The sequence below is a fragment of the Roseofilum sp. genome (assembly GCF_982964205.1).
In genome coordinates this window covers 23,913-38,457 of sequence record NZ_CEZBFX010000041.1, presented here as the reverse complement: position 1 = coordinate 38,457, position 14,545 = coordinate 23,913, and the positions used below count along the sequence as shown (strand labels likewise).

The 14,545-nt window shown below is 44.3% G+C and carries 15 protein-coding genes; 9 read left to right on the top strand and 6 right to left on the bottom strand.

The features are described 5' to 3' along the window. Positions 1-92: 92 nt before the first annotated feature. Entirely contained in the window at positions 93-866 is a 774-nt protein-coding gene (panB, locus tag AC3A14_RS12310) for a 3-methyl-2-oxobutanoate hydroxymethyltransferase (RefSeq protein ID WP_318733559.1), read from the bottom strand. A gap of 310 nt (positions 867-1,176) precedes the next feature. Between panB and AC3A14_RS12305 the strand changes: the two genes are divergently transcribed. The 3 genes from AC3A14_RS12305 to AC3A14_RS12295 are packed head-to-tail and all read left to right on the top strand — an operon-like array spanning position 1,177 to position 4,820. Beyond that, positions 1,177-1,983 carry a DUF928 domain-containing protein gene (locus tag AC3A14_RS12305; protein ID WP_318733560.1) on the top strand — a complete coding sequence of 269 codons (807 nt, stop codon included), beginning with the start codon at positions 1,177-1,179 and terminating at the stop codon, positions 1,981-1,983. A 51-nt stretch (positions 1,984-2,034) separates the two neighbouring features. Continuing rightward, positions 2,035-3,108: a YheT family hydrolase gene (locus AC3A14_RS12300; RefSeq protein WP_318733561.1), complete on the top strand. Its 1,074-nt coding sequence runs from the start codon at positions 2,035-2,037 to the stop codon at positions 3,106-3,108. A 50-nt stretch (positions 3,109-3,158) separates the two neighbouring features. Next, a complete protein-coding gene (locus tag AC3A14_RS12295) occupies positions 3,159-4,820 on the top strand; it encodes a tetratricopeptide repeat protein (protein ID WP_318733563.1) in 1,662 nt (553 codons plus the stop codon). 70 nt (positions 4,821-4,890) lie between these two features. Here the strand turns inward: AC3A14_RS12295 and AC3A14_RS12290 are convergent, their stop codons facing one another. From AC3A14_RS12290 to petP, 4 genes are all read right to left on the bottom strand, one after another. Beyond that, positions 4,891-6,345, bottom strand: coding sequence for a sensor histidine kinase (locus tag AC3A14_RS12290; protein ID WP_318736733.1), 1,455 nt, complete (start codon positions 6,343-6,345; stop codon positions 4,891-4,893). A gap of 284 nt (positions 6,346-6,629) precedes the next feature. Beyond that, positions 6,630-7,658 (bottom strand): chlorophyll synthase ChlG, encoded by a 1,029-nt coding sequence (gene chlG / locus AC3A14_RS12285; protein WP_318700806.1) that lies wholly within the window; start codon positions 7,656-7,658, stop codon positions 6,630-6,632. A gap of 38 nt (positions 7,659-7,696) precedes the next feature. Beyond that, positions 7,697-8,866, bottom strand: a complete 1,170-nt coding sequence (locus tag AC3A14_RS12280) for a Get3/ArsA fold putative tail anchor-mediating ATPase NosAFP (protein ID WP_318733567.1) — start codon at positions 8,864-8,866, stop codon at positions 7,697-7,699. A gap of 109 nt (positions 8,867-8,975) precedes the next feature. Then, positions 8,976-9,173 (bottom strand): cytochrome b6f subunit PetP, encoded by a 198-nt coding sequence (petP, locus tag AC3A14_RS12275; protein WP_271943546.1) that lies wholly within the window; start codon positions 9,171-9,173, stop codon positions 8,976-8,978. A 20-nt stretch (positions 9,174-9,193) separates the two neighbouring features. On the opposite strand from petP, the gene AC3A14_RS12270 reads away from it, so the two are divergent. Beyond that, positions 9,194-9,328 carry a hypothetical protein gene (locus AC3A14_RS12270; RefSeq protein WP_318733569.1) on the top strand — a complete coding sequence of 45 codons (135 nt, stop codon included), beginning with the start codon at positions 9,194-9,196 and terminating at the stop codon, positions 9,326-9,328. Positions 9,329-9,456: 128 nt separating this feature from the next. Here AC3A14_RS12270 and AC3A14_RS12265 read toward each other — a convergent pair whose 3' ends face one another. Then, positions 9,457-10,755, bottom strand: a complete 1,299-nt coding sequence (locus tag AC3A14_RS12265; protein WP_318733571.1) for an NAD(P)/FAD-dependent oxidoreductase — start codon at positions 10,753-10,755, stop codon at positions 9,457-9,459. 318 nt (positions 10,756-11,073) lie between these two features. Between AC3A14_RS12265 and AC3A14_RS12260 the strand changes: the two genes are divergently transcribed. From AC3A14_RS12260 to AC3A14_RS12240, 5 genes are all read left to right on the top strand, one after another. Continuing rightward, positions 11,074-11,478 (top strand): DUF302 domain-containing protein, encoded by a 405-nt coding sequence (locus AC3A14_RS12260; RefSeq protein ID WP_318733573.1) that lies wholly within the window; start codon positions 11,074-11,076, stop codon positions 11,476-11,478. 197 nt (positions 11,479-11,675) lie between these two features. After that, positions 11,676-12,656, top strand: coding sequence for an arsenic resistance protein (locus AC3A14_RS12255; protein ID WP_413039124.1), 981 nt, complete (start codon positions 11,676-11,678; stop codon positions 12,654-12,656). A gap of 305 nt (positions 12,657-12,961) precedes the next feature. Continuing rightward, a complete protein-coding gene (locus AC3A14_RS12250) occupies positions 12,962-13,519 on the top strand; it encodes a Uma2 family endonuclease (RefSeq protein ID WP_318733577.1) in 558 nt (185 codons plus the stop codon). A 42-nt stretch (positions 13,520-13,561) separates the two neighbouring features. Beyond that, a complete protein-coding gene (locus AC3A14_RS12245; RefSeq protein WP_318733580.1) occupies positions 13,562-14,179 on the top strand; it encodes a hypothetical protein in 618 nt (205 codons plus the stop codon). Between the two features lie 95 nt (positions 14,180-14,274). Then, positions 14,275-14,493, top strand: a complete 219-nt coding sequence (locus AC3A14_RS12240) for a DUF4926 domain-containing protein (protein ID WP_318733582.1) — start codon at positions 14,275-14,277, stop codon at positions 14,491-14,493. Positions 14,494-14,545 lie beyond the last annotated feature (52 nt).

Genomic DNA, 14,545 nt, shown 5'->3' with positions numbered 1-14,545 from the left:
GATATTGTTAAAAACCGTCATTAATGTACCTCATAGCAGAGGAAACTGCTGTATTACCCATTACCGTGCGAAGCGCTATATTGCATAGAGGCTTATGGAAACTGGCGATCGCGCACTTCCTGACTAAAGGTTTTCACTGCATCGGTAATCGTCTCGTGGAGATTAGCATAGACTTTAGCAAAGGGGGGTTGCCAACTGGAGAGTCCTAGAACGTCGCTTGTGACTAACACTTGGCCATCACAATGGGGTCCTGCGCCAATGCCAATGGTGGGAATAGGAAGGGTTTCAGTAATTTTTTGAGCTAGATCGTGGGTGATATTTTCCAGGATAATGGTAAAGGCTCCGGCTTCCGAAAGAGCGATCGCCTCGTGTAAAATGCGATCGCCTTCTACTTGTGCCTTTCCCTGTCTGCGATAACCCTGTCGATGCACGGACTGAGGCGTTACCCCCACATGACCGACGACCGGAATACCGCTTAAACTTAAACGATGGACAATCTCGATCATTTCCGGATAGCCCCCCTCTAATTTCACTGCCCCCGCTTGGGTTTCCTTCAACACTCGACCCGCCGATCTTAAAGCCTGAATGGGGCCTTCTTGATAACTCATAAAGGGGAGATCGCACACCACCAACGCTTCTTGCACGCCTCGACAGACCGCTTGGGTATGATGAATCATCTGATCCAAGGTTACCGGTAGGGTTGTGGGGTGACCTAACGCTACCATCGCCAGAGAATCTCCCACTAAAATCAGATCGACCCCAGCCTTATCGAGCAGTTGAGCAAATGGATAATCCCAGGCTGTGAGCATCACCAGAGGATGACCTTGACGCTTGCGTTTCACTAATTGGCTGGTTGCGATCGCCATTTACCATTACCCTTATGTCACAATTAAAGAAATGAATCCTGGGCTAAATCAATGGAGTTTCCCCAGAAACCCTTCTTATTTTAGAAGTTTTTGTCCCTCCTGGGAAAAACGGTTGGCTTTATTGTCTTCCAATTCTAAAAAGATGCTTAATTTTCTGGGAAAATCATGTAATTGCCCGGGGAAGTGTGTAGTTACCTCTTAAAAGCCTTTCCGTACTGTCACGGGGCTGTCACGGGATACGTGATAGCATCAGGGTTAGTAGGGTCGATGCGCTTCAGTGGTGTTTCTTTTGCTTGGTGGAAATCTACCTATGTTTGACTTCCTTCCTTTATCCTTAAGTTTATGCCGACGGTGTATGGCGATCGCCACAATTACATCTCTAGTTGGTTTATCCTTAAATTGGGATGTATCTGTGGCGATCGCTCAAACCTCTTCAGAAAGCGAACAAATTGTCTATGTTCCCCAACTGCAAGACTGGGAAGAGCCACCCCCGGGTCTCCCCAGTCGCCGTGAAAGCGCTGGAAGTCGCACCGGCTGCACGATGAAAGCCGAGACGGGTGGAGAATATCAAGCCTTAAGCTCAATTATGCCCAGACATAGCTTTGGGTTGACAACCCAAGCTTCTCCTACCCTTTATTTCTATGTTCCTCCCAATCAATCAGAGATTGTAGAGTTTGCTTTGGAGGACGAAACGGGTAATGAAGTTTATAAAGTAGGGTTGAGCCTGAAACAACAGTCTGGATTAGTTGCGGTTAATCTTGCTGACTTACCGAATTCACCAAGCTTAGAGGTCAACCAAGTTTATGTTGGCTACTTTCAATTGAACTGCAATGGACAATGGTTAGATCATGTGGCGACGGGAATTAAACGCATTCCGTTAGAGCCAATACACCAACAACAATTAACACAAGGGGCGATCGCCGATCAAATTAGATTTTATATCCAAAATGGAATATGGTACGACCTCCTGCAAACCCTCATCGAAGCTTATCCGCATAACCCGAGTATTCCTCTGAATTTAAATACCCTATTTTCGACTCAGGCCATTGAACTTGAACATCTACTGCCCGTGATTAACCCTTCCCAGCCCATTATCCTCATATCCATTAAAAATTAAAAAGAAGTCAAGGAATATAGCGCAAAGCGCTAAGGAATAGGGAATGGGATTATGCCTCGACAAAATCGATCAACAATGATTGAATATCAACCTCCCTTCTACTTCAACGATGGTTTAATCCAAACCCTGGTTGTAGACTACTGGTATGGAAAAACATGGAAAAAATGGGGCGATCGCGCTTCCTGGTTAAGCCATCTCCCCCAAGTTCCTTGGCAAGAACAGATCTTCACAGGTGCTGAAGGCGTTCCTCTCTGGGGCATATGGAGTTGTCCCACCAATGCTCAAGGGACAATCATCTTCAATACGGGAATCGATGGCATAGTTAAAAACGAGTGGTACGCTCATTTATTCGCTCGCAAAGCTTACCAGCGTAATTTTGCTATTCTCCTCTACGATTGGCGAGGTCACGGAAAAACTGCCCAACTTTCTCCCGTCCCCTCCTCCTACGGTTGGCGAGAAGGACAAGACCAAGTTCATCTGGCGGAACAACTAATAAACCTGGGTTGTCCTACTCCAGTAATTCTCACCGGTGCGTCGATGGGGGGACAATTAGCGTTATGGGGATTAAATGCAGCCATCGAAACCCGTTGTTCTCTCATCTGCGGCGGAGCGACTCTCTCTACAAATCTCGAATCTAACCTTTCTCTAGCCCATTTACGAACCACGTTCATGGGTCGAAAAATTGAGCAGCGTTTTGTGCGAAAATTTTGCGCCGAAGCCGAAAAACGGCGAGAACTCTTTCCCCAGACGTTAAAATCGGGTGCTGTGGAACGGATGACTTCAGTCGATCGGTGCGATCGCGAAATGGTCATTGACTACTACGGTTTTAACAGCATCGAAGACTATTATCACCAAACCAGCGCCCTGTACTTTTTGGATTGCTTAACACTTCCCTACTTAATTATTTATGCCGAAGACGACCCTCTATTCAATCCGCAAATTATCCCGCAGATGAAAGAGCACATGGCTCAAAATCCCAATGCTCATCTGATTCTCACCCAAAAAGGCGGTCATATCAGTCACATTAACAAACCCAACCGTTCAGAAGATCGATTTTGGGGGATGAATCGATTACTAGAGTTTTGCGAAGTGCTACTTGAGAGCTATTGTTCGTCGATATTCTGATTAACTAGGAAAAGGCTCCCACCTTATATCTTTCATCATTGTTCATTCCAATGTCTACCGAAGAACTACTAAAACAAGGCTTTACCTATCACCAACAGGGACAATATGCCCAAGCAGAAGAGGTTTATGGGCAAATTGTGCAGCAGGAACCAGAAAATACGAATGTGTTGTGTTTATTGGGAATGGTGGCGCGGGGACAGGGAAAGTTAGAGGAGGCGATCGCTCATTACGAAAGCGCGATCGCCCTCAAACCCGACTTTATTGAGGCGCGGTTTAACTTAGGTAATGCTCTGAGTGCGAGTGAACGTACAGAAGAAGCGATCGCCTGTTATCAACTCCTCTTAGAGCTACAACCGAATCATGCGGGGGCTTACAGTAATCTGGGTTTACTCTACCATCAGCAAAATCAGATTGCAGAAGCGAAACAGGCTTTGGAACAGGCGATCGCGATCGATCCCAATCAGGTGGAAAGTTTCTATAATCTGGGTAATCTGTACAAGGCTGAACAAGAGTGCGATCGCGCCATTGCCTATTACCAGCAAGCCTTACATTTGAATCCTAACTTTCCCCAAGCGCTGCTGAACCTGGGAAATACACTACAACAGCAAGAAAAGGTGACAGGAATTAACGTTAAGCGTCGTCAAGAGGCGATCGCATATTATAAGCGGGCAACTGAAGTTAACCCCAACTACACCGAAGCCTATTATACCCTCGGCCATGCCCTCATCCAACAGGGTCATATCGCCGAAGCCATCCTTGCCTATCAGAAGGGATTAAAACTCGACTCCGAAGAACCCAAAGCCCATACCGGACTGGCGTTTGCCCTGCTCAGTCTCGGTTTTCTCGAACAAGGATTTAGTGAATATGAATGGCGCTGGAAAACTGAAGAATTCACCACAGGCAACCTTACCCAACCCTCTTGGAACGGTGAACCTTTAGTTGGTAAAACCCTCATGCTCTATAGCGAACAAGGCTTAGGGGATATGATACAAATGATCCGTTATCTCCCCTGGGTGAAAGAACAGGGAGCCAAGATTATCCTCGAATGTCGCCCACCTCTGAAGCGTCTGTTTGCCACCTTGCCGCACCTTGAGCAAATTGTTACCAGGGAAGAGACATTACCCCCCTTTGATGAACAGGCTTCCTTAATGAGTTTACCTCACTTAAGCAAAACATCCTTAAACACCATTCCTGCTCCGCTGCCTTTTACTTTACCCGATCTTCCCGAAAATTTGATCCTCCCGGAAAGCACAGCTAAATTGAAAGTGGGGTTAGCATGGCAAGGCAATACAGAACATCCTAACAATTATTTACGATCGTGTTTATTTTCTGACTTACTGCCCCTGTTTAATTGCGACAATGTATGCTTTCATAGCCTCCAAAAAGAACTCTCTGAAGGCGATCGCCAACAATTACAGCAAACCCCTATCCAAGTCTTTAACCCAAACTGTGATGACTTTCTCGATACCGCTCATATTATCCGGCAACTGGATCTGGTGATTACAGTGGATACGGCGATCGCTCACTTATCCGCAACATTAGGTAAGCCTACATGGATACTTTTACACTTTAGCTGTGATTGGCGGTGGATGTTCCTGCGTGTTGACAGTCCCTGGTATTCTACCGTTCGCTTATTCCGCCAAACTCAACCTGGAGATTGGTTCACCGTCATGGCTCAAGTGCAACAAGCCCTAGTATCAATTCAAAATTAAACCTTGTAGGGTAACTCTATTAATTGACCATAGAGTAAACATCTATCTCACAAAAGCGGAAATTTCTGTATCAAGCAGCACAAGAAAGCGGCAAATCGATCTTAAAACAAGTACCCATCCCTGGATTTGATGTACACTCGAACTCTCCGTGATGTTCTTGAACAATAATTTGATAGGCAGTAGTCAGACCCAATCCAGTTCCCTGACCAATGGGTTTAGTACTAAAAAAAGGATCGAAAATCTTGCTCCTGATTTCATCAGGAATTCCCAAACCATTATCCTGAATCAGAATAACCACTCTATCGTGAGAATCCCTCTTTGTTTCTATCTGAATTTCTCCTGTAAAATCCGGCTCAACTTTCCGCTGTTCAACCACGGCATCAATGGCATTTTCTAATATATTCACCAGAGCTTGATTGAGCTGTCCTGGATAGCATTTCACTGGCGGAATTTCGTTGAATTTCTGACTCACTTTAATCGCCCCTGTTGCAAACAAGGGCAATAAGGAATTGGAAAGTAAACCCAGGGTATTCTCTATAGCTTTGTTTAAGTCAATGAATTTATACCCTTGTTCATCTAAACGGGAAAAATCACTCAAAGATAACACGATCTTTCTAATTCGATCTGCCCCTGTTTTCATTGAGTCGAGTAGCTGGATAAAATCTTCTTGGATAAACTCTAAATCGAGGGATTCGATCTGATTCGTAATTACAGGAACAGGTTCAGGGTAATGTAACTGATACAGCCCAATTAAATTGAGCAAATCATGAACATATTGAAAGCTAGACTCAATATTACTATAGATAAACGTAATGGGGTTATTGATTTCGTGGGCTATCCCCCTAACCATTTTACCTAAAGCAGCCATTTTTTCAGATTGCACCAGTTGAGATTGGGTGTTTTTCAATTGTCCTAACATTTGCTCTAAATTGTCTGCTTTTTCCCGTTCTTTTTTCTCGGAATCCCGTAAGGCAGATTCTATCCGGGTACGAGCTTCAATTTCTGCTGCTAGATTCTGATTAATCTGGTTCAGTTCTTGGATGCGTTCTTGAACTCGCTGTTCTAAATTTCCGTTGGTAATTCTGAGTTCATTTTCAGCTTGTTGACGAAGTTTTATTTCTTCTTGTAATTGCTGATTTATAAGGGCTAATTCTTCGGGAGTTTTGAGCGATAAAAACTGAGGAATTAAAGTCACCATGGCAGCAGCCGTATAACAAGAAACTAAGGCAGTAGCCGCTTGCTCAATACCCGAGATCCAGTAATTGGGATACCACAGGGTCCAGACCTCAAGTAAGTGACCAATTCCACAAAGAATAATAAAAGCACTAAATAGAATAAAAATATTTAAGAATGGAACATCTTGACGTTTATATACTGAGTAAACGAGAATGATAGGAATAGAAAAATAAGCTAAGGCAATCAGAGCATCACTAGTAACGTGAAGACTGACTAGGGGAGTTTGCCACAGATAACAGTTACCATGAGGCATATAAGCTAGACTGAAAGAAAAAAGAGAGGCGATCATAGTCTGTTGGTTCGTACAACTTGAAACCTCAAATAAATATCTTAGAGGATTACGATCGCTGGTAATGTATCCCCAAAAACAGATATACAGATATAGCGCTTTGCGCTAGGGAATAGGGAATAGGGAATAGGCTTTTGGTACATAGCTTTGAGGATTCAAAACTGTCCATCATGACAGCGCAAAGCGCTGTATAAGTTCTAATCCTTTAGGGTGAGCAAGAGAATAAGTGGTATTCTACAATTTCTAGTGTTAGACCCTGCCCACCCTACGATGTAGTTGTTGACTTAAATGCCTGCGTGACCTAAAGCCATGGCAGTAACTAGCATTCCTAGAACGAGGAAAGGTTGGGCGCTGGCTTGGTATTTGACATCATTTTCCAGGGGATTTCGGAGGAAATACATATCTTGGAATGTGATTTGGGGAATCACAAATAGGAGCAGAATGGTGGCATAGAAATTTTCGTGAATGCTGATGAGATAGGCGGCAACTCCAGCTTGGAAGATATCAATCATCAGTACACAAATCCAGGCTGCTGTGCCAATTCCGAACATCACGGGCAGGGATTTTAAGCCCAGTTTCTGGTCTCCTTCTACGCTCTTAAAGTCATTAACGATCGCAATCCCCAACCCCGAAAGACTGTAAAATAGGGTCAAAATGGCGATCGTCCAATTCATTTGCCCAAACAGGGCATGACCTGCCCACCAGGGAAAGGCGATATAACTGGCACCGAGGGCATAATTACCAAGCCAACCATTTTGCTTGAGTTTCAGGGGGGGTGCAGAATAGATATAAGAAATATAGCTGCCAAAAACGGCGATCGCCGTAATCACCTTGACTTCATGACCTGCCCAAATATCCAAACCGTAGGCCAAGAAGACCCCTAATAATAATAAGATCCAAATCTGAGCCTCTACCTGGTCTGTAGAAATGGCTCCAGAGGGAATGGGTCGATAGGGTTCATTAATGGCATCAATTTCCGCATCATAATAATCATTCATGGTTTGGGTATAGCCCACCATCAATGGCCCTGACAGCAGCATACAAGCCGCCGCCATCAACACATTCTCTACTGTCCAAGTAAAACCTCCAGAAGAGACCGCCCCACAGAGAACCCCCCAAATCAGAGGAATCCAAGTAATCGGTTTCATCAACTGGAGGCGAATTTTCCAAATGTTCGTTTCTTTCGTTTCTGCGCCCTTCATCCCCAGCATTTGCCGAGTTTGGGCACTGGCGCTAGGGGGACTACTGCTAGTGCTACTGCGTCGCCGTCGTCGGGAAGATGTAGATTGAGATGCCGTTTCGTCGTTACTCATAGCCTGGTTCTCCTCAAATTGGGGGGTTACAATTCCTCTTAAAATGAAATGTTCAGATAGCAGTCTTGGAACTTTGCGCCTTTTACGGGTTTACCACTTAATGCCGGAGGGAGCAAAATATTGCGCCGTTGGTCGCCAGCTTCAATGGTAATTTCTGGCCCGTATTGGGTGAGTTTGACCTGTTTCTTATCAAATCCAGGCAAAAATAAACTGACACTCTTTTGAGCCACATCAAGCGTGATGGGTTTCGGGGCACGAGTTGCTTCGGTAAAATCCGGTAGCGCCTTTTGCAGCACTTGCCAATTTTTGCTTTTCTCAAAGGGCACAATGCTAATACTCAATGGCTCAAATTGAGCCGTAGCGGTGCTAACATCGATCGCCTCATGATCGAAGGTATCGTACAATTTCTGAAAGCTATTGGCGGCTTCAGCGGCCTGGGTATCGTGAATGACGGACTTATTCAAAATCACGCCTCCCACTGTAACCCCGACTTGCTGGGCACTCCCCCACAAATCCATGGCCTTCGCTAATGCTGTTTTATCCCCTGTGGTTACTAAATAGGCTGCCACTCGATTGGGATTCGTAATAGCTGCTTTGCCTGCATCCAGGGTTGAATTGGCTTCTTGAGTGGGAGCAGCAAAATTATCCTTAGACAGGTCTACATTCAAAATGGCGCTACTAATGGGGCCTAGAAACGGCGATAGGGCTTGGCCCACATCTGAGTTCACAATCACATCCCGGAACCGACGGATATACCAACTCATGATTTCCGGTGTTCCCAACATTCTCAGGGTTTCGCGATCGCCGTCTCCATCATATACAATCACATCATATTTTCCGCTTTGGTCATAATCCCGCAGAGCGTACAAAGCTAACGCCCCATCCATTCCCGGTAATAACCCCAACTCTTGACCAAAAACTTCCTTAAAAAACGGCTTTTGTAAATACTGCGCTTCCAGTTGCTTCACATCTTCCCAACTGCGCTCTAATAAGGCAGCGCTTCGGAGATTAACCGCCTCCAGATTCGATTCAATGACCCCAGGAGTCCCTTCTTTCACCTGGCCCAACATCAATCCAATCACTGAAGGGGGTTCAGACAGGGCTAACAGCACCCGCTTCCCCGTACTAGCCATATGTTTAGCCGTGGCAATGGCCAAGGTTGTTTTACCCGTGCCACCCTTACCCAAAAATGTCAGAATCAGAGCCATGTCTGTTAATTATTCACAATCACGCTGTTGTCCCAGTTTAGCGCTTTCATGGGTACTCAGTGACCAAGGGCCAAACCAATGGTCACTGTTGGTGATGAATTCAAGGGTCTTACTGTGCCACTAGCTCTTCTTCAAAGAACCAAGTTGAAAATTGACCGCTAAACTCAACTACAAAACCGACACCCGATCCATCGACCATTTTATAGCCGGTGATTGTCCCTACAGGGTTCTGCTTGATTTTGTCTACCAGATTAGCAGGGATGCGATCGATTAAACCTTTTACTTTTACCTTCTGACCAATATCCATTTATTCCATCTATACTATTCATGTTCTCCAATTCCACAGTGTATAGCAATGGGGGATCGTTAGCTGCATCTTACTGGATTATTGAAGGGGCCGATCGTTCCCTCAGAAGAGATTTAGAGCTAAAGATCGTCGAATATGGGCGATCGCAAATTTAAGAGTATTGGGTATTTAGATCTGAATCCTCAACCCGTCTCGGTAAGTGAAGAATGGGGCTAAAGTCAAAGGAAATCGCCCGGTCTACCTAGACGTTTGCCCAATACTCTAGCCCCTGATAGGGTTATGCTTATTGGGAAAGTTGTAAGGATTCGTAGGTATAAGGTTTAGCGATGTTCACTTGGAATAAGATCCGCAGTCCTAACCGTTCAAACCAAGGCATTCCTAAACCCCATCTCATTTTCACCATAAAGTAGTATTCCAGCAGTTCCTTACCCCAAACCACCCAACGGCCTTTGAGAGCATAGGAATTTTGAGGCTCTTCTAAACTGGGATCGGGCAGTACTGGAATCGCAACATAGACAATGCCAGTCTCTCCATATTCCGCTAAACAAACCGATTCTAGGGTCGGACGCTGGAAGGGGGCAGAAACCGCTCCACTAGCTACGGCAATATTGTGAGCGACAGCAACAGCCATCGCTTCCGTCATGGCTCCACTTTTGGGTAAACCGATGGGAATGGAAGTTTGATCAGGTTGGTCGAGAGCCACTGCCACTCCTAGGGCATAAATGGAGGGAAAATCCCGATGGCGATAGGTGGGATTTACGGGAATAAAGCCTTTGGCGTTCGCAATCTCTGGCAGTTGTTGTAGGAATTTAGCTCCCCGGAAGGATGGTAAAATCATGGAGTAGCTAAAGGGGAGTTGTTGACCGGTCTTGAGGATAACTTTGTCTGGGGTAATGGCTGTAATTTCGGCATTGGTAAAGGTTTCTATCCCTCGTTCTTTGAGGAGTTCGCTGGTGTATTCTTTGGCATTTTTGACATCACTTACGCCTAAGTGGCCGATGTAGGGTTCTGGGGTAACGTAGGTGAGGGTGACTCGATCTCGTAATCCTCGACGGCGTAATTCTGAATCTGCCATCAGTAGAAATTCGTAGGCAGGGCCAAAACAACCGGCTCCAGGGGCTGCTCCAACGACTAGGGGGCCAGGATTTTCCAGGTATTTTACCCAGGCTTCCCGCGCATGGATGGCGTGATCCGGGGTACAAACGGATTGGGTATAACCGCCATGGGGGCCGAGTCCAGGGATTGCGTCAAAGGCAAAGGAGGCTCCGGTGGCGATCGCTACATAGTCATAGTTGACAGTTTGCCCCCCTTCTACGGTAATGGTTTGGGTATGGGGGTTGAGAGCGGTGACTTTGTGGTTAATCCATTCAATTCCCAAACGTTTGAGGTGGGGTTCGAGATCGATTTGAATCGATTCTAACGAGGCCATACCTAGGGTGACTCGGATTAATCCAGGGATAAAGGTGAAATGGGAGCGATCGCTAATCAGGATGAGGCGATCGCTCTTAGGCAGTAAGCTGCGTAATTCATGTACTGCTGGAAGTCCACCTAAACCTGCCCCAATTACTACAACGTTTGTCATCGTTTTTTCTCCAAAGCTTGCCTATCTACTGAACTGTGCCCCCCCAACAAGAGGCGAGTTAATAAAAATCTGATATTAATATAACTATATGGTGATCTTATGAAAAATGCAAGGTTTTCTAATCATTACCCTATAGTTTCAGTCTGTAGGAGTGGAAGATTTAACCCAAAAAGCCTAAAAAAAAGATTGTATTTTGCACGTATGAGTACATATAGCTAACATAAAACGCTTGACAACTAAATAACGATGTTATAGGCTTAAGAAAGGAGGGACAACGGAGACAACCGCCCTGACCACTGAAACAGAAGACAGAGGATTATGAATTACCACTTTAGTATTGTTTTAAATACAACCCTGGAAGAGGCGATCGCCCAAGTCACCGATGCCCTAAAACAAGAAGGATTTGGGATTTTAACCGAAATCAATGTCCAAAACGCCTTCGCCAAACATGGTATAGATTTTCATGCTTATCGGATTCTCGGTGCGTGTCATCCCCAGCTTGCCCATCGTGCCCTGCAAGCCGATGACAAAGCGGGAACCCTCTTTCCTTGCAATGTTGTAGTCCAAAAGAGGGGAGAAGGAGCAGTTGAAGTCTCTGCGGTTAACCCCTTGGGAATGCTCAAAGCGGTTGAACATCCTGATGTCCAAGCCATGGCTGAAGAAGCCAGTCAGAAAATGGAAGCCGTTATTCGCTCTCTGAAAACGCCAGTGTTAACTGCATAGCAGTGGAAATGGGCACTTTTAAGGGAAAAAATACCCATTACTAACATGAAGCGCTATAACTTGCACAGTCAAAACCACCCAGTTCTGGAAGATTAAATCTTTCCTCCAATTTAGGTCACCGTCTCCCCAATGGAATGATATAGAAATTGGGGAGAATTATCGATCCATCCATTGCCCTTATTTTAATTCAATTAGTTATGTGGAAAATACTATCATTCTTACAAAAAAACTTGACTTGGTCAATTCCTATTTTTATGCTCTTAGGAGTTGTCTTTGGCATCGTTGCCAATCCATCGGAGCTTAAATCTCTCATCATTCCCCTGACCTTCTTAATGGTCTATCCGATGATGATCAACTTGCAAATGAAGAAAGTGATCTCCGGGGGAGACTATAAAGTTCAAATTATTACCCAACTAATTAACTTTGGGATCATTCCCTTTTTTGCTTTTGGCGTGGGGAAACTATTTTTTAATGAGCAACCTCTAATCTTGTTGGGCTTACTGCTCACTTCCCTATTGCCCACCAGTGGTATGACGATTTCCTGGACCGGTTTTGCTAAGGGCAATATCAACGCGGCGATTAAAATGACAGTAATTGGCTTAATCGTTGGCTCTATTGCAACTCCCTTTTATGCCAAATACCTGATGGGAACCGTGATTGAGATTCCCCTGGTTAGTATTTTTAAACAAATTATCATTATTGTCTTTTTACCCATGATTTTAGGCCAGGTGACTCAGTTTCTACTGATTCAGCAAGTGGGAATGGAAAAATATCAGAAAAACCTGAAGAAAAAATTCCCTGTATTCTCCACATTGGGAGTATTAGGGATTGTGTTTGTCGCTATGGCGCTCAAAGCTAAATCGATTTTAGCCAATCCGGTGATGCTGCTCTCATTGTTAGCGCCTTTGGTCACAATTTATGGATTTAATTTTCTGTTGAGTACCTTAATTGGTAAAGCTTTATTCGATCGCGACAATGCGATCGCCCTCGTTTATGGTACAGTGATGCGTAACCTGTCCATTGCTCTAGCGATCGCCATGACAGTGTTTGGTCAAGAAGGCTCAGAAATTGCCCTGATCATTACCATGGCTTACATTATCCAAGTGCAAGCAGGTGCATGGTACGTCAAGTTTACTGACCGCATTTTTGGTAAACTCCCCACCTCAGAACCGGTTTAGCCCCTTACAAACAACTATTTGATTAGGACTGTTACCATTACTGCGCAAAGCGTGGTAATGGTAACAGCATTTTTGATGCTATAGCGCCCATATTGAAGAAATAAAGTTAGGATGCCAGTTTCTCCATTGGTTGGGGCAATGATAATCAGTTTTCCTTGAGGACTTCGTTCGGCTTAAGGTCGAGGGTTAGAGCAATCAGAGTTCACGAACCAGAGTAAAAATGAGCAATAGGCTAAGTTTAGGATAACATTGACCAGAGGAAAACGTTATAGTTGAATCAATTTGTAAGATAGTACCTCACGACCATGACAAACATTCAAATTCCCTGGACATCAGCCGATTTAGAACTGTTGCCCAATAACAATAACCGTTATGAAATTATCAATGGAGAATTGTACAGAACCCACGCCCCCCATTGGAAACATCAAAAGACCATTGGTGAAATTTGCCGACTTTTAGGAAACTGGTCAAGTGAAACGGAATTGGGTGAAGTAATATTCAATCCAGGTGTGATTTTCAGTGATACCGATAATGTTATTCCCGATCTGGTTTGGATGACTAACGATAAATTAAACGATTTTGTTGATGAATCGGGTCATTTTACCACCGCTCCAGAGTTAATAGTTGAAGTATTATCGGAAAGTAAAGCTGATGTTCGTCGGGATAAGGAAAGCAAGTTAAAATTATATTCTAATCAAGGCGTTCGGGAATATTGGATTGTGGACTGGCGGTTAAAGACGGTAGAAGTTTATCGACGGCAACAAGCAAAATTAGAGTTAGTGATGACATTATTAGAGGAAGATGAGATAACCTCTCCTTTGCTTCCTGGTTTTGCTTGCAACGTCAATACCTTTTTTACCTAAGTGACAGCAACAAAAATATCCCTTTATTTTTAATTCAAATCTATGCCTAAATCTCCAGTTATTAACTCCAACGAATCTTATACATTTGCAGATTACTTTAAGCTCAACTTTGCCCCACAAGATATTCTAGCATATTTTGATATTTCACTGCAACGAAAATCTCTAAGACTTCCCGAATATACGGGCGAATTGGATCGCCTGGAAGACTTGAAAAATCGGATTGAAGAAAGTCTCCCGCGTCTGAGTTTAACTAGCGAAATGGCGAGACGAGAGTTTCTCATTGCTCCCGTTTTAACAGACGTAATGCACTATACTGAAGTCACGCTCAATGTGGAATATCCCGTTGCCGTAAACCATCAATTGAAAGGCTCCTTAGACTATCTGCTCCAGAATCGGCAAACGTTCTTAGTCATTGAAGCTAAAAATGAAGATTTAGAGCGCGGTTTTCTGCAATTAGCGATTGAATTAATTGCCCTAGAACAGTGGTTTGAAACCGAGCAAATGATTCTGCAAGGTGCGGTTTCGACTGGTAATATTTGGCAATTCGGTCAATTTAATCGTCAATCTCGGACAGTAACTCAGGATCTCGATCTCTACCGCGTCCCTGCTGACTTGAATAATTTACTGAGAGTCTTGGTTTTTGCGATTAATTGCGTATAGTAGTTTTAGGTCTGGTTATTTGCGATCGCACAAAACTCAGTCATGAATGTTCAACTAAAAGAATTGCCCCGAAAAATTGATAATGGAGCATAGATATGAAACTTTTGGATATGGTTGCCTTACTCGAAAATTCACCAGAACTCGGACTCTATCGAGGGCAGGTGGGAACCATTGTCGAAGAATACGAACCCCAAGTTTTTGAAGTAGAATTTAGCGATAATGAAGGCAAAGCCTATGCCATCGAGACCCTAAGCGAACAGCAACTTATGGTACTGTATCACCATCCGATAAATCCTGAAAAAATAGCTGTTTAATAAGGAAGAGGAAGTGACCGTTTCTATGAACAGTAACAGGTAATGAAAGGCT